This is a genomic window from Streptomyces sp. NPDC057136 (assembly GCF_042670885.1).
Classification (GTDB): domain Bacteria; phylum Actinomycetota; class Actinomycetes; order Streptomycetales; family Streptomycetaceae; genus Streptomyces.
On the sequence record NZ_JBHUUV010000004.1, the window covers coordinates 350,460 to 368,918 of the forward strand.

General features: G+C 68.3%; 13 protein-coding genes and 9 pseudogenes. 14 read left to right on the forward strand and 8 right to left on the reverse strand.

The annotated features are described in order from the left end of the window. Positions 1 to 296: 296 nt before the first annotated feature. A complete protein-coding gene (locus ACFT7S_RS07930; RefSeq protein WP_382728460.1) occupies positions 297 to 1,874 on the forward strand; it encodes a TetR family transcriptional regulator in 1,578 nt (525 codons plus the stop codon). A 77-nt stretch (positions 1,875 to 1,951) separates the two neighbouring features. Here the strand turns inward: ACFT7S_RS07930 and ACFT7S_RS07935 are convergent, their stop codons facing one another. Further along, positions 1,952 to 2,542, reverse strand: a complete 591-nt coding sequence (locus ACFT7S_RS07935; RefSeq protein ID WP_382728463.1) for a Tn3 family transposase — start codon at positions 2,540 to 2,542, stop codon at positions 1,952 to 1,954. Between the two features lie 157 nt (positions 2,543 to 2,699). Continuing rightward, positions 2,700 to 3,290: a TetR/AcrR family transcriptional regulator gene (locus tag ACFT7S_RS07940; RefSeq protein WP_382728466.1), complete on the reverse strand. Its 591-nt coding sequence runs from the start codon at positions 3,288 to 3,290 to the stop codon at positions 2,700 to 2,702. A 205-nt stretch (positions 3,291 to 3,495) separates the two neighbouring features. Between ACFT7S_RS07940 and ACFT7S_RS07945 the strand changes: the two are divergent. From ACFT7S_RS07945 to ACFT7S_RS07955, 3 pseudogenes are all read left to right on the forward strand, one after another. After that, positions 3,496 to 4,435 (forward strand): annotated as a pseudogene (locus ACFT7S_RS07945) (alpha/beta hydrolase family protein). Positions 4,436 to 4,776: 341 nt separating this feature from the next. Beyond that, positions 4,777 to 6,059, forward strand: a pseudogene (locus tag ACFT7S_RS07950) (serine hydrolase domain-containing protein). A gap of 16 nt (positions 6,060 to 6,075) precedes the next feature. Next, positions 6,076 to 6,213 (forward strand): annotated as a pseudogene (locus ACFT7S_RS07955) (RidA family protein); the annotation flags it as partial. Positions 6,214 to 6,232: 19 nt separating this feature from the next. Here the strand turns inward: ACFT7S_RS07955 and ACFT7S_RS07960 are convergent. Continuing rightward, positions 6,233 to 6,991 (reverse strand): annotated as a pseudogene (locus tag ACFT7S_RS07960) (transposase); the annotation flags it as partial. A 24-nt stretch (positions 6,992 to 7,015) separates the two neighbouring features. Here ACFT7S_RS07960 and ACFT7S_RS07965 point away from each other — a divergent pair. From ACFT7S_RS07965 to ACFT7S_RS07975, 3 genes and pseudogenes are all read left to right on the forward strand, one after another. Then, a pseudogene (locus tag ACFT7S_RS07965) lies at positions 7,016 to 7,729 on the forward strand (PP2C family protein-serine/threonine phosphatase); the annotation flags it as partial. Between the two features lie 195 nt (positions 7,730 to 7,924). Next, on the forward strand, positions 7,925 to 8,500 hold the full coding sequence (locus tag ACFT7S_RS07970; protein WP_382728469.1) for a MepB family protein: 576 nt from the start codon (positions 7,925 to 7,927) through the stop codon (positions 8,498 to 8,500). Between the two features lie 297 nt (positions 8,501 to 8,797). Then, positions 8,798 to 9,277, forward strand: coding sequence for a diadenosine tetraphosphate hydrolase (locus ACFT7S_RS07975; protein ID WP_382728471.1), 480 nt, complete (start codon positions 8,798 to 8,800; stop codon positions 9,275 to 9,277). A gap of 63 nt (positions 9,278 to 9,340) precedes the next feature. Here the strand turns inward: ACFT7S_RS07975 and ACFT7S_RS07980 are convergent, their stop codons facing one another. From ACFT7S_RS07980 to ACFT7S_RS07990, 3 genes and pseudogenes are all read right to left on the reverse strand, one after another. After that, the gene (locus tag ACFT7S_RS07980) at positions 9,341 to 9,538 is read right to left on the reverse strand and encodes a hypothetical protein (protein WP_382728474.1); all 198 of its coding nucleotides are present in this window, start codon (positions 9,536 to 9,538) and stop codon (positions 9,341 to 9,343) included. 223 nt (positions 9,539 to 9,761) lie between these two features. Then, positions 9,762 to 10,595 (reverse strand): annotated as a pseudogene (istB, locus tag ACFT7S_RS07985) (IS21-like element helper ATPase IstB). 11 nt (positions 10,596 to 10,606) lie between these two features. Further along, positions 10,607 to 10,927 carry a hypothetical protein gene (locus ACFT7S_RS07990; protein WP_382728476.1) on the reverse strand — a complete coding sequence of 107 codons (321 nt, stop codon included), beginning with the start codon at positions 10,925 to 10,927 and terminating at the stop codon, positions 10,607 to 10,609. Here ACFT7S_RS07990 and ACFT7S_RS07995 point away from each other — a divergent pair. The 6 genes and pseudogenes from ACFT7S_RS07995 to ACFT7S_RS08020 all read left to right on the forward strand — a co-directional run. After that, positions 10,920 to 11,366: a DNA-binding response regulator gene (locus ACFT7S_RS07995; RefSeq protein ID WP_382728477.1), complete on the forward strand. Its 447-nt coding sequence runs from the start codon at positions 10,920 to 10,922 to the stop codon at positions 11,364 to 11,366. The genes ACFT7S_RS07990 and ACFT7S_RS07995 overlap by 8 nt on opposite strands. Positions 11,367 to 11,485: 119 nt before the next feature. Continuing rightward, positions 11,486 to 12,655: a serine hydrolase domain-containing protein gene (locus ACFT7S_RS08000; protein WP_382728480.1), complete on the forward strand. Its 1,170-nt coding sequence runs from the start codon at positions 11,486 to 11,488 to the stop codon at positions 12,653 to 12,655. A gap of 425 nt (positions 12,656 to 13,080) precedes the next feature. Beyond that, a complete protein-coding gene (locus tag ACFT7S_RS08005; protein WP_382728482.1) occupies positions 13,081 to 13,557 on the forward strand; it encodes a transposase in 477 nt (158 codons plus the stop codon). Positions 13,558 to 13,591: 34 nt separating this feature from the next. Next, positions 13,592 to 13,780 carry a hypothetical protein gene (locus tag ACFT7S_RS08010; RefSeq protein WP_382728485.1) on the forward strand — a complete coding sequence of 63 codons (189 nt, stop codon included), beginning with the start codon at positions 13,592 to 13,594 and terminating at the stop codon, positions 13,778 to 13,780. Positions 13,781 to 13,854: 74 nt separating this feature from the next. Beyond that, positions 13,855 to 14,146: pseudogene (locus ACFT7S_RS08015) on the forward strand (HNH endonuclease); the annotation flags it as partial. 695 nt (positions 14,147 to 14,841) lie between these two features. Beyond that, a pseudogene (locus ACFT7S_RS08020) lies at positions 14,842 to 15,377 on the forward strand (UDP binding domain-containing protein); the annotation flags it as partial. A gap of 64 nt (positions 15,378 to 15,441) precedes the next feature. On the opposite strand, the gene ACFT7S_RS08025 reads toward ACFT7S_RS08020, so the two are convergent. Both ACFT7S_RS08025 and ACFT7S_RS08030 read right to left on the reverse strand, forming a co-directional pair. Beyond that, complete coding sequence (locus tag ACFT7S_RS08025) at positions 15,442 to 16,263, reverse strand: DUF4037 domain-containing protein (protein WP_382728571.1); 822 nt, start codon at positions 16,261 to 16,263, stop codon at positions 15,442 to 15,444. A gap of 58 nt (positions 16,264 to 16,321) precedes the next feature. Beyond that, positions 16,322 to 16,528 (reverse strand): annotated as a pseudogene (locus ACFT7S_RS08030) (IS5/IS1182 family transposase); the annotation flags it as partial. A 267-nt stretch (positions 16,529 to 16,795) separates the two neighbouring features. Here ACFT7S_RS08030 and ACFT7S_RS08035 point away from each other — a divergent pair. Beyond that, positions 16,796 to 18,280 carry a CRISPR-associated endonuclease Cas3'' gene (locus ACFT7S_RS08035; protein ID WP_382728488.1) on the forward strand — a complete coding sequence of 495 codons (1,485 nt, stop codon included), beginning with the start codon at positions 16,796 to 16,798 and terminating at the stop codon, positions 18,278 to 18,280. The last annotated feature ends 179 nt before the right edge of the window (positions 18,281 to 18,459 follow it).

Below are 18,459 nucleotides of genomic sequence, written 5' to 3' on the forward strand. Positions count from 1 at the left end.
CCTCGCCGCGTACGGGGGCTCGGACGTCGGCGAGTCATCGCTACCGCCTCCCGGGTCACTTCCGGCGACTACGACGGCTGGCACGACGCCTGGCTGTCCACCGCCGAGCGTCTGGAGACGGAGGCGCGCGCGGGCCGTCCCGTCAGCGCACGCGACGGACTGCTGCGCGCCTTCAGCTACTACCGGGTGGCCGAGTTCTTCCTCCACGGAAGCCCCGACGACCCGCGTATCGACCACGCCTACGAGCGCGGCGTCGCCTGCTTCCGCGACGCCATCGCCCACCTTCCCGACGTCACGTGGAGATCCCGTACGAGGGCACCGTGCTGCGCGGCGATTTCTACCGGGCGGCGGGCGAAGGCCCGAGGCCGGCACTGGTGATGCGCAACGGATTCGACGGCGCCGCCGAGGAACTGCACTTTTTCGGCGCGCTCGGCGGACAGGAACGCGGCTACCACGTCCTGACGTTCGACGGCCCCGGGCGGCCTGCCGCCATCCACCGGGCCGAGCCGGCTTTCCGGCCGGATTGGGGGAACGCGGTCGGTCCCGTCCTGGACTTCCTCACCCAGGACCCGGGCGTCGATCCGGCCCGCGTCGCGCTGCTCGGCGTCAGTCTCGGCGGCTACCTCGCGCGCCGCGCGGCCGCCTACGAGCCGCGCCTGGCAGCCGTCGTCGCGCTCGACGGCGTCTTCGGCGCCGCATCCGCCCTGACCGCGCACCTCCCGCTGCCACACGAGGACGCCGTACGGCGCGCGGCAGCCGAACACGACGAGGAACTGGACCGCATGCTTGGCGACGCCTGCGCGCGGAGCCTGATCCTGCGCTGGGCCTTCGACCACGGCCGCTACGTCACCAAGTCCTCGACAGACCGCGAGTTCCTCGCGGAGTACGCCCGCTACAGCTTCAAGGACGGCAGCGCGAAGAAGATCACCTGCCCTGTGCTGGTCTGCGAGGCGACCGACGACCTGTTCTGCGCCGCCACCGAGGAATCCGATCCGCGCAAAGCTCTACCGGCACCTCACCGCACCCAAGACCCTTCTGAGCTTCACCGAGGAGGAAGGCGGCGACGCCCACCGCCACCCGGGCGCCATCCGCCTGGCGGTAGCACGTATCTTCGACTGGCTCGAGGACACGATCTGACGCGTTGTGCGTCACGCGGACCGGGCGGCTGCCGCCCCTACGCGGCGCAGCCGGGTGCGAGCCGCCACTCGCGCGAACCAGCCGAATATCATTCCCGGGGGCCGGGACCGGCCGAAGACCAAGGAGGACCTGTGGCCCAGCGCACGGAGCGCGCGGATGCCCTGCGCAACCGAGAAGCCGTCCTGGCTGCGGCCGACGCCCTTTTCGCTGCCAGCAGCAGCCCCCACAGTGTGTCGATGGACGACATCGCCGCGGCCGCGGGCGTGGGCAAGGGCACCCTCTTCCGCCGTTTCGGGGACCGCGCCGGCCTGATCGGCGCCGTGATCGCCTCCCGCTTCGAACCCCTGCAGCAAGCCGTGCGGGAGGCACAGGACACGGCCGGGTCTTCACCGCGGCAGCGGGTGCTGGACCTACTCGACGCCGCACTGCGATTCAAGATCGAGAACCGCAACCTCATGTCGGCCGCGGAGGACGCCGGGCTCAGCAGCCCCTACCGGGCCGGGCACTACGGCTGGTGGCACGAAACGCTGTGTGCGGCACTGGATCAGGTACCCGGCGTCCACGACGCGGCTTTCACCGCCCACGCCTTGCTGGCCGCCATCCGCGCCGACCTCGTTGCACACCTGATCGACGACCAGAAGATGACACCCGAGGGCCTGCGGTCCTCGCTCGCGGCCTACATCGACAACGTCCTCGGCTCCAGTTCCACTCCGCCCGGCACACTTAAGGAGGCATGAGAGACCACTCGACAGTGCCCGCCGGTCGACCTCGGTGAGCCTGTCCGCCCACTTCGGGTCGGCGAGGACCTGCTGCGTCAGCAGCGTGTTCTCTTCGTCAGCAGCGGCCCCGCTCTCGGGAACCGCTCCCCGTAGTCGCTTTTGGCGCCCATCGGGTACAGCGTGATCTTGCCCAGGTCGCGGATACGGGGCGAGAGCTGCTTGCCGACCAGGTCGGTCGACAGGCCGAAGTTGACGAGGGTGACGCCGTGCGTGCCCGTGGCGTGTTCGGTGATCGGCAGGTCGGTGGCGTTGCCCAGGATCTCGTCCAGCACGTATTGCGCCTCGCGGTGCGTGGCCACGATGACGGTCGTGCCGAACGTGGAGTGCTGGTCGGAGACGTGGGTGCAGGTGGAGATGCCCTCGGACACGAAGTACTTGTTCAGGTGCCGGGCGGTGATCGACTTGCCCCGGGCGGGGAACCGCTGGCGGCCGTCGGAGGAGGACAGGGTGCCGGAGCCGAACATCGCGGTCACCGGCAGCTTATGGTGGTAGTTGACCAGGCAGCTGTTCGCCCCCGCCGAGCCGTTTCCGGCTCCGCATCCGACCGTGCCGCCCGGCAACCGGCCCGCCGCAAGCCGAGCACCGAACTCGCGCCCTTCAGCACGACGGTCTGCTGAATCACCCACCAGCCGAACCCCCGGCCGCATGCCCGAAAGCCAAAAGCCGAAACACCGTTGGAGCTTGGGGCCGGGCGGTTCCCCTCGTGGACGGTGATGCGGAAGGTCGGAAAGCCCGCTGCCACCTGGCTGGCCGTGAGGGGACAGCCATTCACGGGTGTCATGGTTAGCGCGGTTGCCGTAGTCCTGCGATGAGGAGTTCGACCAGTAGGCGTGCGTCGTAGCGGGGGTCGCTGTCGGCGCCTACGCAGAGGTTTCCGACGCCGCGCATGAGTTGGTAGGCGTTGATGTCGGGCTGGATCTCCCCGTCCGCGGCGGCAGCGTCGAGGAGCTGGGTGCACACCGGCAGGAGACGGTCGAGGAAGTAGTCGTGCAGCGTTTCGAAGCCCGTGCTGTCCGTCTGCAGCGCGGCAGCGAGGCCGTGCTTGGTGACCAGGAAGTCGACGAAGAGGTCGACCCACCGCCCGAGGGCGGCGTGCGGGGTCGGGCTGGTTGCCAGCAGGGCCGGGCCGGCCTCGGCGCATGCGTCGACCTGGTGGCGGTAGACGGCGATGACGAGGTCTGCCCGGGTGGGGAAGTGGCGGTAGATCGTGCCCATGCCGACGCCGGCCTTGGCCGCGATCTCGCGTACCGGCGCTTCGACGCCCGAGGTGACGAAGACCGCGGCTGCCGCGTCCAGCAGGGTCTGCTGGTTTCGCCGGGCGTCCTTGCGCCTGGATCCGGCTGCGCTTCCCGCGCCCTGCCCGTTGTCGTTCACCGCGGCACTCCGTCCGTAACTTGACCTTGCAAAGCGGAACGCTGTTCCGTATTGTAAGCGGAGCGATGTTCCGCTTACGTCATGATGCCAGTACAGCCGCCCGGCGACCAGACACGCATGCCCTCAAGTACCTAGCCCAGCATGCGGCGCCGCCACCGCGGGACCACCTCGCCAACCCGTGAAGAAAGCTGAACGGAGCACTCCCATGCCCGACTCGAACATCGCCGACACGACTGCGGGTGCACCCACTGCGGTCGTGTCCGTAAAGCCGGTCGTCCTGGCCGCCCCTGGCCGTGGTGAGGACCTACAGGTCCGCGTGTCCGAGCCCGCGACCGGCAGCGACCTGCCCGTGATCGTCTTCTCGCACGGCTTCGGCTGGTCGATGGACGGCTACGCCCCTCTGGCGGACTTCTGGGCTGCCCGCGGCTTCGTGGTCATGCAGCCCACCCATCTCGACTCAAGGACGCTCACCCTCCCCGCCGACGACCCCCGCACGCCGCACATCTGGCGCTTGCGAGTCGAGGACGTCCAGCGCGTCCTCGACGAGCTCGAGGTTCTGGAATCCTGCGTGCTGGGCCTCAGCGGGCGCCTCGACCGCAGTCGCATCGCTGTGGCCGGTCACTCCTGGGGGGGGCCAGACGGTGAGCATGCTGCTGGGCGCGAGAGTCCTCGACTCCGACGGCGTTCCCGGCGAGGACCTGTCCGACCCGCGTGTCATAGCGGGTGTGCTGCTCGCCCTGCCCGGCCGGGGCGGCGACGACCTGACCGCATTCGCGGCCGAGAACCTCCCCTTCATGAACCCGTCCTTCGACGGCATGACCACGCCGGCGCTCATCGTCGCCGGGGACCATGACCGGTCCGCACTGTCCACCAGGGGGCCGGACTGGTTCACCGACCCCTACTTCCACAGCCCGGGAAGTAAGAGCCTGCTCACGCTGTTCGGGGCAGAGCACTCGCTCGGCGGCGTCCCCGGGTACGACGTCGCGGAAACGACGGACGAGAGCCCCGAACGAGTCGCTATGATCCAGCAGCTCAGCCGGGCCTACCTGCGCAGCGCCCTCTACTCCGAGGACGCAAGCTGGCAGGCGGCGCCCTCCGCGCTGGAGGAAGACCCTCACCCGATGGGGAAGCTGCAGAGCAAGTAGGCGGGTCTCGCTGCCGCACACCGCCTCCCGCAGCGCAGGAGGCGGCGTGCGGCACAGCGAGGAGCCGCACAAGGCGCCGCGCATCGGCGGGAGCCGCCGGACACCGGCCAGGCAGCCAAGCGCCCGACAGCCCCCTCAGCCCTCCTCGACTCGGCCCCGCAAGGCGGACGAGTCGACGAAGTGCATGGGGGCTAACCCCCGGTGCGAACTGGGTGGTTACCTCATGGCTGTCCTGATGCGCGGGCGACAGAGTTCTTCTTGTCAGGCAGCGGCCGGTGAGAACCGGGCGGCTGTTCATCGGCGGGTTCCGTTCGGACCGCCTTGTTTCGGGAGTTCACATCATGGGTGCGCACACGCTGTCGCGGCGTCGGGCTCTTCGAGCGTTACTGGCTTGGACGCTGTCCGCTGCCGTGACGGGGACGGTCGCGGCCACGGCTTCCGCCGCCCCGGCCGGGGCGGTGAACACCGTTCGGGGCACTGAGACGAAGCCGGGGGCGAAGGAGCTGGCCGAGCTGGCTCAGCGGGCCGCGGACACCGGGTCCCTGGGTGTGATCGTGCGGGTCGACCGGAGCAGGGGACCGGCCGTGGAGATCGCGCGGCAGGCCGCCTGGACCAGGGCCGACCACATACTCAAGGCGAACGACCAGTTCCGGGTGGGTTCCAATACCAAGACCCTGACGGCCACCCTGGTACTGCAGCTGGTCGCCGAGGGCAGCGTCGATCTTGCCGACCCGGTCGAGAAGTGGCTGCCCGGCCTCGTCCCGGGCGGTCAGGCGATCACCGTCAAGATGCTCCTGAACCACACCAGCGGCCTCAACGACTTCCTCCTGCACCCCGACTTCCTGCCCTCCCTCCTCGGGCACGAGCAGCGCGAGTGGACGCCCGAGCGCCTGCTGGCCCTGATCAGCGCGCAGAACGCACCCGGGCAGCAGTTCTCCTACAGCAACGCCAACTACACGGCCCTCGGCCTGGTGTTGGAGAAGGCCACCGGGAAGCGTCTCGCCGACCTGATCGAGCAGCGGATCACCCGGCCGCTGGGCATGAAGTACACCTACCTGTCCACCGGCGCGGGCTGGCGCGCCGGCCGGAACCATGTGACCGGCTACGAACCCGATGCCGAGCACCTCGCCCCGCTCCTGCCCCCGGCACGCCCGAGGGCATCGGGTTCGCCGGGCCGGAGCGAAACGACCACGTCAACACCACCGGCATCGATGTGAGCTCATGGACCGGGGCTGCCGGCGGCATGGTCTCCACCGCTCAGGAGTGGCACCGCTTCCTGACCGCCCTGATGTCGGGCCAGCTGCTGGCCCCCGCCCAGATGAAGCAGATGCGCACCACCGTCACGCAGGACCCCGCGGACCCGCAGGGCGACCGGTACGGGCTGGGCCTGATGGAGGTACGCACGCCGTGCGGGACCGTATGGGGCCATACCGGCGGGCTCCCCGGCTACTCCAGCGAGATCTACAGCGACCCCACCGGCCGCCAGAGCGTCACAGTCCTGAACTCCACCAACTTCGGAATCAAGCTGCCCACAGCCGCCACCGCGAACAAGGCCCTGGTCAACGCCGCAGCCTGCACCATGTTCGGCAAGCCCCTCCCCACCCATGCCACCCCGACACGCTGAGCCGAAGCCCCCTGCGGTCGGGGAAGGCGACCTCGCCGCTCAGGTCGAGCAGTGCTACCTCAACGTCGCCGCCCCGGCCGAGGTCGGTGCCTCCTTCGACGACGTGGCGAAACTGACCGTCTACGTCGTCGACTGGACCCCCGACAAGATGCCCCAGGCCAGGTCATCCAGGTCTTGGCACCCTCGCCGCCCTTGCCGACCCACATGCCCAGCACGTCCCGCTCGCCCTCCAGGTTGATCCCGACCGCCACGTAGACAGGCCGGTTGGCGACCGCACCATCCCTGATCTTCACAACGATGGCGTCGATCATGACGACGGCGTAGACGCGGTCCAGCGGCCGCTGTCGCCAGGCCTCCAGTTCCGCGCTGACCTGGTGAGTGGCCCGCGAGATCAGGTCGCGGGAGACTTTCATGTCGTAGATCTCGGACAGATGGGCCTGGATCTCGCCGGTCGTGAGCCCTTTGGCATGCAGCGACAAGATCGCCGCGTCGAAGCCCTGGACCCGTAGGGTGTGTTTGGGCACGATCTGCGGCGCAAAGTCGCCGGCCCGGTCCCGGGGCACCTCCAGCTCCACCGGCCCCACGTCGGTGAGGACCGTCTTCCGCGAGGTCCCGTTACGGGAGTTACCCGACCCGGCACCGGCCGAATCCCCCTTCTCATAGCCGAGATGCTCACTCATCTCGGCCTCCAGCGCACCCTCCAGGACCAGCTTCACCAGCCCCTTGAGCAGCCCGTTCTCCCCGACCAGGTTCAGCCCCTCGGCCCGCGCCCGGGCCACCAACTGCTCCGCCAACTCCCGGTCCAGCTCGGCCAGTCTTGCCAACTCGGCCCCGTACGTACGATGTTCGCGCGGGCGCTCGTCCTTGATGCCCATCAGTGATCCTTCCCGGCAGAGGCCACACCTCATGCCAGACGGGTCACACCGAGGCATACGCAATCTTTAGGACAGTCCCCACGCCGGGAACGCCAGGTCGCCCTCACCTTGCAGGGGGCCATGCTGCACTCGCCCGACCTGGAACGGCACAGGAACGTCGCGGTGCGCTACCTGCCCGCGGTCGGGTCGCTGAACGTTTGCGGCGACTGGTACGACGTCGTGGATCTGCCCGACGGCTCGTTCGGCGTCGCGGTCGGCGACGTCGTCGGCCACGGCCTGGAGGCCGCCACCGTCATGGGCATGCTCCGCAGCGCGCTGAGCGCCGCCGTCCGGGCCCTGGCCGAGCCGGCCAAGTCGTTGGAGGTCCTCGGCCTGTACGCCCGCTCGGTCGAGGGCGCGCTGGCCACCACCGCCGTCCAGGCCGTGATCGACACCCACCACCAGCGGATCGCCTAAAGCAGTGCCGGTCACCCTCCGCCCGTCCTGGTGCACCCCGACGGCACCTGCGACCTGCTGGACCAGGCCACCGACCCGCCGCTGGGCGCCCGCCCCGCACACGTCCCCCGCCCCCAGGCCACCCTGCCCTATACCCCCGGTGACGTACTCGTCCTGTACACGGACGGGCTCATCGAACGCCGCGACGAGGACATCAACGTCGGCCTGCAACGGCTCACCGACGCCCTCGCCGGTCATGTCCGCCTGAGTCCCGACCGCCTCGCCGACGCCCTGCTGGGCCGCCTTGGCGTGGCCGGCGGCGCCCGGGACGACATCGCCCTGATCGTCGTGCGCCTATGACAGCGCGCCGAGGCCGCCAGGTCACTCCTCCAGGTCCTGGTGCAACCGCTGCCGCAGAACGAACACCGCCGGCACCCGCACGCGAGCGAAGCGCCCGATGGTGTTCGTCGTCTGGGTGCGCTGCGATGAGGATGGCCAGCAGGCCGGGCCAGTCATGTGCTCGATGGCCAGCGGTGGCAGGATGCAGGAATGTCGATGAACGGTGAGGTCTCTTCGGAGCTTGGCGCAGGTGATCCTGGGCCTTGGCTGAGTGTGGCTGGGATTCCCGGTGATCTGTTGGTGACAAAGGAACTGGTGTATGACCCGAGTGGGTTCACATGCTCACAGCCGGTGCCTGAAGCCGAGAGTGCTGAGTATGGGGCATGCGAGTTCACGCTGGATGACTTCTCGGTCAGGTTCCGCGTGGCCAAGACAACCCCGACGAAAGTCGGTCAGTTCGTCACTGTGTGGAAGAGGTCCGCGAGCGGGCCGATCCAGCCCTTCGACGCTGAAGATCCCGTTGACCTCTTCGTCATCAGCACTCGCGAGGGCCAACGGTTCGGACAGTTCGTGTTTCCGCGAGACGTGCTCTGCGAACGGGACATCGTGGCAATGAACGGATCCGGCGGGAAGCGGGCATTCCGCGTCTATCCGCCGTGGGTGACGACCACCAGTGGGCAAGCCCGCAACACGCAGACGTGGCAGTTGAACCACTTTCTGCGTCTGCCTGAACACGAGCCCATCGACACTGCCCGGGCTCGCGCTCTGTATCACCCCGGTGGCTGCCTGTGACACCACATCTGTAGTCAGCAGCTGGACGACGAAGCCCCGCCCTCCACGAGGTCAGCGAGCGTTGGCAGGCTCCTCGGCTCGTGCCCGGGTGCTGGCGAGGCGGTAGGAGTCGGTGCCGGTCGTGCCCCGGCCGCCGCCCGCGACATCCTCGACCTGGACGAATTTCCACCCCCGCTGATGGGGATCTTTGAAAACGGCCGGGGCCGCTCCTCGCCCCACCTGCTCAGCCCTTGAACTATGTGAGGAGGGTGGAGAACGAAGAGCGGTCCTTGATTTACCGGCGTGTAGGTTCTGGCCATGACTGATGATTGGCGGCTGGACCGGATCCGGACTGCTCTGCGGGGTGAGAACCCCACCGTCTTGCGGCGGTTGACGTCGGGGTTCGCAGTGATCGGGGACGTTCAGTTCCTGCCGGGATACTCGGTTCTTCTCGTTGATGAACCGGATGTGCAGCGGCTGTCCGACCTACCGAAGGCAAAGCGGCTGTCGTTCCTGTCGGACATGGACCAGCTCGGTGAAGCGGTTGAGCGGGCCTGTCGGCGGCTGGACCCGGCTTTCCGGCGGGTGAATCTGGAGATCCTGGGGAACACGGACCCGTTCTTGCATGCGCATGTGTGGCCGCGGTTCGAGTGGGAGCCGGCCGCTGTGGTGGGTGCTCCGGTGTGGCTCTATCCGCGTGAACGATGGAGTGACGAGCAGTTCAGGCTCGGTCCGCAGCATGACGTGCTACGGGAAGCGATCGGCAGCGAATTGGACCAGTTGCGATCGAGGGCCTGACGGTGGTGGGCCCGCCGACCGTCAGGTCGGCGGGCCCGGTGGTTGGTGACCGTCAGCAGAATTTCACTGAAGTCGCCGTAGCGGGGCGACCTCCGTGACACGGTTGGCGATGGTGGGGCGGGCGGCTTCGGGGGTGGCCAGCAAGGCGACGATGGTGATCGGCTGATCGCAGTGCGGGCAGTTGCGCAGGGCAGCTGGTACGAGAGGGTCCTGTCGGGTCATGGCGGGCGGTGCGGGAAGCTTGCGAGGCTGTTCGCTCAAGCGTCGGGCACGTTGTTCATCTCGTTGGTGGTTGCGTTGCTTCTCCGCATCGCTGCGGCATGTTGGCGAGCAATACACCTGCCGCAGACGGGGGTTGGCCATGAGCTCCCCGTCGCAGACGGGACAGAGATGAAGTTCCGGGGCGGCCGGGCCCGGGCCGTGGGCCCGGGCCTTGCAGCGGGGAGAGCAATAGATTTTCCGAGGGCTTGGGGTGAACTGCCGCTCACAGACTGGGCAGTTGACCGGGACAGGGGATTCGATTTCGTGAGACACGGGCTTTGACTCCCTTGCTCAGGTTCTCTTCCTGGTTCTGGTGGCCGCGGAGCCGATAGGTTTGGCCGTCGATGCCCGCGACGGCGGCCCGGTGCAGGAGCCGGTCGAGCATCGCGGCCGCGACGGTGGCAGCCCCGAAGGCGCCGGCCCAGTCGGCGATACCGACATTGTTCGTCAAGATCGTGGACGACTTCAGATACCGCTGGTTGATCACCTGGAACAGCGCGGACGCACCGTCCTCGGGCAGCGGCAGATAGCCGAGCTCGTCAATGATCAGCAGCTTCGGGCCGGCGAAGAACCGCATGCACGTCTTTCAGCGACCCTCGAGCGCGGCCTTGTGACACCCGGCCGCGAGCTCGGCAGCGGTGGTGGATTAGACCCGGTGCCCAGCATCGACCGCGGCCCGCCCCAGCGCGACGGACAGCATGGTCTTGCCGACGCCCGGCGGCCCGACGAACAGCACGTTGGAGGCGTCGTCGAGGAACCGCAGGGTGGCCAGATCGCGGATGAGTTTCTCATCGACACCCGGCTGGGCGACGAAGTCGAAGTCATTCAGCGTCCATGGCTCGGGCAGGCAGGCGAACCGTTCCTGAGCCGCAAGCCGGCGACCCTCGGTGGCCTCGACCTCGATCTCCAGCAGCCGCTCCAGCGCGGCGGTCAGGGACATCCGCTCGGTGCGGGCCTGGTCCAGCACCCGGTTCAGGGCCTCGGCGGCGTCGTTGAGTTTGAGATAGGACAGATGACCTCGCAGCCGCTGGAAACGGCGTGCTTCGCTCATCTGCATCGGTGACGTACTCACTCCGGACTCTCCTCCTTCGATGAGGGGGCACTCCGCAACCGGTCGGCCACGGCGGCATAGGTGGACAGATCGACCACGACCCGTTCTGCCGGATTCCCGGCGGCCGGCTGGCCGCGCAGGTGCTCGGCCTCGGCAAGGGCAGCGGCCGACGGCGGCCTGCGGACCTTGGTCTTGCAAGGGGCCCGGTCGGTGAACGAGGCCAGCGCCGCCCGCTCCAGTGCGATGACATGCCCGTCGTCACGGACGGTCTGGCCGGACCCGCGCGGAGCACGCCGGTGCTGAGCGATCACCGCCCGGCCCGTGGTCGCGATGCGCAAGGAGTCCTCCCCAAGCCGGTGGCGGACATGGACCTGGACGCCGGGAAGCCCGGGCGGTTGCCTGCTGGCGGCGCTGCGTGCCGGGGCTCGCTGTTACCTCGTCAAGGGCGTCGGGCGGGAAGCGGTGCTCAACGCCGTACGCACGGTCGCGCTCGGCGGTGCGGTCTTCGGCCCCGAGATCGCCGGCCGCATCGGGGCGCTGCTCGTCGGCGACCGGGGGCCGGCGTCGGCCCGGCCCTTCCCGGACCTGACGGAGCGTGAGCGTGAAGTGCTCGACATGGTCGCCCGGGGCCTCGACAACCGGCGCATCGCACGCGAGTTGGTGCTCTCGGAGAACACGGTCCGCAACCACGTGAGCCGTATCTTCACCAAGCTCCAGGTGGCCCACCGGGCGGCTGCCGTCTCCCAGGCCCGCGACGCGGGTCTGGGCCGCACCTGACGCGATCCGTCTCAACCGCTTCGGCCTGTGCGCGGTCTTAGTACCCACACGGCCCTCCCGCGACGAGTCGTACGGGCGCGGCCGCACACGACAGCGCACAGGACTGCAAGGAGCACGGAATGGCTTTGCGCAAGAGCACGAAGGCCTTCGGAGCGGGCATCGCGGCGGCCGCGATGGCGGCGACCGCCTTTGTAGCACCCGCCCAGGCGGTATCGGACACGGCCTCCGCGGCGGGGACGGGGCACCGGGCCACGCAGCGCGCGATGGACGATGCCGTGGCGTCGGGCATCCCCGGCATCACGGCGCAGGCGCGTGACGGCCACGGCGTCTGGAAGGCGGCGTCGGGCGTGGGCGACTTGACGACGGGTGCGCCGCGCGGCAAGAACGACAAGTTCCGCGTCGGCAGCATCACCAAGTCGTTCGTGGCGACCGTCCTGCTCCAGATGGAGGCGGAGGGAAGAATCGACCTCGACGACACCGTGGAGCGGCGACTGCCCGGTGTCGTACGGGGCAACGGCAACGACGGCCGCAAGATCCGCGTCCGGCAGCTGCTCAACCACACCAGCGGCCTGTTCGACTACCTGGCCGACGAGGAGTACCTCAAGAAGTACACGTTCGAGGGCTACCTCAAACACCGCTACGACACCGTGTCGCCCATGAAGCACGTGCGGTTGGCGCTCTCCCACAAGCCCATGTTCGAGCCCGGCGAGAAGCACTCGTACTCCAATACCAATTACGTCCTGGCCGGGTTGATCATCGAGAAGGTCGGCGGGCGGACGTATGAGGAAGAGGTCCGCGACCGCATCATCGGGCCGCTGGGGCTGAAGAACACCTCGAACCCCGGCAACAGCGTCCACCTGCCCCGGCCCAGCAGCCGCGGCTACGCGAAGCTGTTCGAGTCGGCGCCCGACAGGATCGACGACATCACCGAGATGAACGGATCGCAGGGCTGGGCCGACGGCGACATCATCTCCACCGCGGGCGATCTGAACCGCTTCTACAGCGCCCTGCTGCGCGGCAAGCTGCTGCCGCCGAAGCAGCTGAAGGCGATGAAGACCACCGTGTCCGCCCCGGAATCCCCGGGCATGTCATACGGCCTGGGGCTCACCCGGCTCAAGACGAGCTGCGGCACGACGCTCTGGGGCCACGGCGGAGGCATGGTCGGGTGGCTCTCCATGGCGCTGAGCACCGCGGACGGCCGCCACCAGCTCGCCTTCAACTACAACGCGGGCTGGGGCCAGGAGTCCATACTCAAGATCGTCGACGCCGAGTTCTGCGACACGCCCTAACTTGATCTTTAACCTCGGGGTCCGAATGGCTCTTCGCACTTGATCACTCGGAGTGGTAACTGCCGTACACACAGGCGGTCTTCGGCTGAGCATGTGATCCGACCAAGGAACACACAACGCTCAGCACGAAGGCCGTGAGGATGAGTCTGTTTCATCATGTTGTCCGGCAGGATCCGTTTGCGGAACTGTCACGCTTCCCTACGTTGTTCTGCGGGACGTGGTGAGCCCTTCGTATGGTTGACCCGCCCAGGGGCGTCGGGTGTGGCTTTCACGCTTCTGCCGCTTGTGGCTTCCCCGGATTGGCCGCCCGACGCCCCACGACGACTCGGCTGCCAATTAGGAATTGCGAATGATCGCTCCGTAGGGAATCGACAGCGAAGTCGTCCGTCGGGAGGCATCAGTACACCGCACCGCAGGGAGGCACCATGGCCGCGATGTGGGCGGGCATCGACGCAGGCAAGACTCACCACCACTGCGCCGCGATCGACGAGAGCGGCCGTCGGCTGCTGTCACGACGCGTCGCCAACGACGAACCCGAACTGTTCGAACTCCTCGCCGACGTCCTGGCCTTGGGCGACGAGGTGACCTTGGGCATCGACCTGGTCGACGGCGGAGCCGCCCTGGCCATCGCGATCCTCCTCAACCACGAGCAGCCGTTGCAGTACATCTCCGGCCGGGCCATCCACCGCGCCTCCGAGGGCTACACTCCGACCCCCGAGCAGAAGCGGCTCTCCTGCCCCACGCCGGCCACCATGACACCCAAGTCCGGCGCGCGGTGGCGCGCGGATCAGTTCCTGGCCCTCGCCACCTGCCTTCTCCGATGCCGTTCGCAAGGCGCTGCGAGAGCCGATACGCGACCCGGAATCAGGGGTGCGGCAGGACGCCTGCCTCACGTTTGCTGATGGCAAGGACCACGATCCCGTCCTCACCGATGCCATGGCTGCTCTGCTGGACGACGAGGACCGCCGCGTCCAGGTCATCGCGGTGTACGGGCTCGCCCTCCACGACGACGAACGGTGCGTGCAAGGGGCCCGCCGACTTGGCCCGCCGCAGCCCGCCTACCCGGATGAGGAGCACTACCTCGGTGCGGCATGGAGTTACGCGCGGCGACGAGACGGCCGCTGACTCCCCTCCACCAAGGCCGGTCAGGCGCACCGGAGCGGAAGGAATACCGCAGGGTTCGAATGAGCTCCCCGTCAGCTGGCGCCTCGGAGTGGGCACCTGTACGGAGGGAGGCATGCGCGAACGACCAGGGCGCCGCAACATCATTGGTTGCGGTGACAGCACGCACGAACCGTCAGAAGCCGGATCAGGACCCGTCGTCCTGGTTGCCGCCAGCCCCCCGACGCGCAGTGCCGTTACGTGGGGGAGTGGGTAGCGACGAAGCTGCGATGGCAGCTCGCCGCGGACGAAATGGAACTCCAGGCGCTGAGCGTTTTCGCCGACGGCCCATGCGCGGACGCGATCGTGTCCTACAACCCGGCCCCGTAGCCCAGCCAGATCCCAGCGGGCGCGCTCGTCTCTTTCGTGACGTACCGGGACCAAGACTCCGCCGAACACGATCGAGCGACGCATCACGGGGACGACCTCGCGGCTCGTCGCCGGGGCTACACGGTGTCTAACTAAGAGGCCGCGCAGATAGGCGCGGTGGGGAGCCGCGTCGCGAAACAGGCACAGGCTGGGTGATCACAGAGCTGCCACGCTCTGTGATCACCCGGGGTCTGCCTCGAACGGAGTGGCTGTACGCCTGGCCGAGAAGGTGCAGAGGATCTGGGGCTTGCTCAGATCGCCGGTGCAGCCATCGGGGAGCGAGTTACGGCGGAGATGAGAATTTCGTGGGGTACCCGCCCTACTGCGGCGAGGGCGCGGCCCACTGGGTAGGCGTGGGCGCCTGTTGGGAGGTTTCCGCGGCGACCGCTGAGTATCACGTCGATGGAGCCCATGGTGCTGTGCGATTCCCTGGTTCGGTCCAATCGCCGCAGTGTTTGGCGAGCGACTGCCTCCGCGCTGTCGTACAGGGTGCTCGGGCGCCGTCGGGGTCCAGAAGCAGAAGCAGGACCCTTCTCGCGGTCGAGGCCCGCCGCGATACGCTGCGTGGAGGGCGCCTACCTGGCGGATCGTGGAGGGCGCCTACCTGGCGGATTCCACGATCGCACGCAGACCCACAGCGACCTGGAGCTGCTGGCCACCGGATGGCGATGCTCGCCCGGCCGCTCGGCGTGAACGTCTGGGAGGCAATCGACGCCGCCGCGTCCAAGCCCTTCGGCTACATGCGGTTCACCCCCGGCCCCGGCGTCGGCGGACATTGCCTGCCGATCGACCCGTCATTCCTGTCGTGGAAGGTGGAACGCACGGCCGGCGTCCCGTTCCGGTTTGTGGAACTCGCCAACGACGTGAACAACCACATGCCTGACTACGTGGTCCGGCGGCTCATGGAGGGCTTCAATATGCGGCGCATGGCCGTCAGCGGATCTCGTGTCCTGCTGCTCGGTCTGGCCTACAAAGCCAACACCTCCGACGCCCGCGAGTCGCCGTCTGCGCGTGTCGCTGAGCTACTGCTCGACCTCGGTGCCGAGGTGCGCGGGGCGGACCCGCATGTCATAGACGGCATCCGCTGCTGACGGACCATGCGGAATTCGACTATGAGACGGTCCTTGAGCACGCGCCGTATGTGCTCGACTGCCGGAACCGGCTCTCTGGCGCGAACGTCGATGTGCTGTAAGAGCGCCCGCCAGTAGGTCTTCGCGTGTCCCGGGCTGCCTCCGTGGCGTGCGGGAGCCCTGGGTTCAAGGTGTGTGCTGCGACTCGGCGCGGCTCCTCAGTGCGGCGAGGGTCTCCTCGACCAGTACCCGTGCCTCCGCCACTGTTGCCGCCAGCATCTCGGCAGTCTGGCCGAACGCCCCGAGCAAGCTGCGGACTCGCGGGCCGAAGTCGGTTGGCGCGGCTGGCAGTGTCTCGGCGACTGCCAGCGCGCCCTTCTCATTGAGGCACCAACGCCGATCCTCGGCGAACATCGCCTGCACCAGCATGCCGACGGCCCGGGACAGGCAAAGCGAGACGTAGAGCGTGTCCGCCCGCGCCGCACCCTTTACTGCGCCGCTGACCAGGAACTCCGCCTCCCAGGCTCCCGCCGTCAACGCCTCTCGCAACCGCTCGGGGTAGGTCGTGGTCCGCCGTCGAAGGTCCGTCAGCTCGCCGGTCGAGTCGGCCAGTACCTGACCGAGCACTACCTCGCCCACATAGCAGGGTGACCAGAATCCGAGCGGATGCCCCGCCTGCACGCCCACTTCATATCGGCCCTCGCGGCAGTCCGCCCACACCTGCTCGACCCGGTCCAGGTCCCGCAGGATCCAGTCCACCGCCACGCCGTCGGCCTGCAGCCACGCACCACCGTTGACCCAAGGTCCCCAGCCGCCTGGGCCGGCTACCTCCACATCGGGGCCGGCCAGCGCGCGCAACGCGGCGAGGTCGAGCCCGCCACGGTAGTAGACGCCGAGGTCCCAGTCTGATTCCGGCCGGTGCTCTCCGCGTGCCCGGCTGCCGCCGAGCATTACTCCGACTACGCCCGGCACCTCGGCCAGGCGGTTGGCCATGTCCTCGATGATCATCCGCACGGAGCGAGTCTGGCAGTCGCGAACGCGTCGGGCTAGCCATTTCCGCCGGTGGTCATCGGCTGCGGGGGCTTCGAGGGCGGGTGTCCCAGCGATAGACGATCCACGCGCGTCTGATCAGGCATCGGACGGTGATGATGGCACTGGCCATGGCGATGAAGAACTCGACTGGTGCCTTTCGCCGTTCGGTACAGCGGCGGAGCTTGCCGAAGTCGTTCATCCAGGAGTTCGTGCGCTCCACCACCCAGCGTCCGTCGGCCTGGATCGAGGTCCTGGCGCCGCGCTTGGCGACCAGGCCGACGATCCCTCTGGCGTCGAGGTCGAGGTGGACCATGCTGTCGCTCGCGCGGAGAGCACCCTTCACGACCTGGCCCTATCTGACCGCTTTGCCGTTTCTTTGCCGAGCCTCGTCGTGCATTGCATCTCAATTCGTTGTCGTCGCGCAGCGAGTGTAAGGCGCGCCTCTCAAATCGGCGCCGAGTTGGGCTATTTGGGGCTGTTGTCAGTGGGGGGTGCTATCTCTGTGCTCATGATTAAGCGCGACGAGGCGGGGGCCTCGGGGGACTGCCTTCTGGATGTTCGGCTGTGGGGTAAGGAGAGCGGGCTGTCGCGGCCGTATCCCGTGATGTGCCATCTCCTGGACACTGGTGCAGTGTTCCGGGAGCTGTGGGACGTCGTTCTGGGGGACGAGACGAAGGCTGCCATTGCGGATGCACTCGGCCTGAGTGTGGCAGAGGCGCGCATGGTGGTCTCGTTCTGGGCCGGGCTGCATGACATCGGCAAGATCACTCCCCCGTTCCAGGCCCAGGTACCTGTCTGCTATAAGCCGGTTCGCGACGACCCGGCCTACGTCTGCGCACCGGGAGCCGAGGGCGAGAAGAGTTTCCGCCACGAGATCGCTTCCCACTGGGCCCTCTACCAACTCTTCGAGGAGGCCGGGTATCCGGGCGGCGAGCGCCTGGTGCACAAGTCGGTGAGCCATCAGGTCGCGCTGCTGGGCGGCCATCACGGCCTCTTCGGCGGGGTGCTGAAGGCGAAGGAGGCGGCGCGGGCCAGCGACTACAACCCCGGTCTCGGTAAGCATGGTCGGGATGGTCAGCGGCGGGTGCATTTCGAGGAACTGCGTCGGGCGATGGGTGCGTACGCCGTTCCTCGGGGTGGGTTACCGGCGGCCCTGGGCGTGGTGGTGTCCGGGCTGGTGGTGGTGGCGGACTGGCTGGCGAGTCAGGCGTCCGCGATCGAGCCGCGGCTGCCTGGTCCTGGCTGGTCGGGCACGGCGGCGGAGGTCGATGCCCACTGGCATGCTGCGATGAAGGCTGCTCCGGGGCTGGTGCGGGCGGCGCGGGTGGGCCGGGCCCGGTTCTCCATCGTTGAGTTCGGTGAAATGTTCCCGTTCGCTGCGAACAGCTTGCAGCGGGATCTCGCGGAGCATCTTCCCGCGATGGTCGGAGAGCACGGGCCTGGGCTGGTGCTGGTAACGGCCCCCACAGGTGACGGAAAGACGGAGGCGGCGTTGTTCGCGGCCTCCTTGCTGGGGCGGGCAGCGGGGGCCCGGGGACTGTACTTCGCACCGGGCGGCATGCTGGAACTGTGGTCGGCGGCCACCGGGCAACGGCCGAGCAAAGTGGTCGGCCCGCTCGGGCCGCTGGGCGGGAGCGACAGCTTCACCGGCGACGGATTCTCCTTCAGCTTCACAGGGAACGACGGCGAGTTCTACCTGGCCACCGGAAACACCGTGCGCTTCCAGCAACTGCCGGATCCCAGCCACTTCGAGACGTACAGCTTCGCCGCGGACCAGTACTTCCTGGCGGCCACGAAGGACGGCAGGACGCTGCTGCGGACCCGGTCCGAAAGCGGCTTCGGGGGAAACAGCGGCCGAGGCCGCCTGGACCTGATCCATCTGGATCCCGAACTATGGAAACGCCACCTGTGTGATGTCGTCGGCCACGACCTCACCCGGGAGGAGCGCCGCGGTCTGCCCTCGGGACTGCCAGAGGCGATCTGCCCGGCCTGATGACGCGTTTGCGGCGCTGCCGGTGGCCGAGAAAAACGCGTGGACCGCCCGGACGCCGTCGCGGGAGACTTCGGTTCCTGGGCCCCCGACTCGCGCGGACACGTCACCGCGAGTCGAGTGGGGGCTCCGCCGCCATGCCCTGTCCGTCGGAACGCGATCCGGCCGAGGGCATGCGGCCG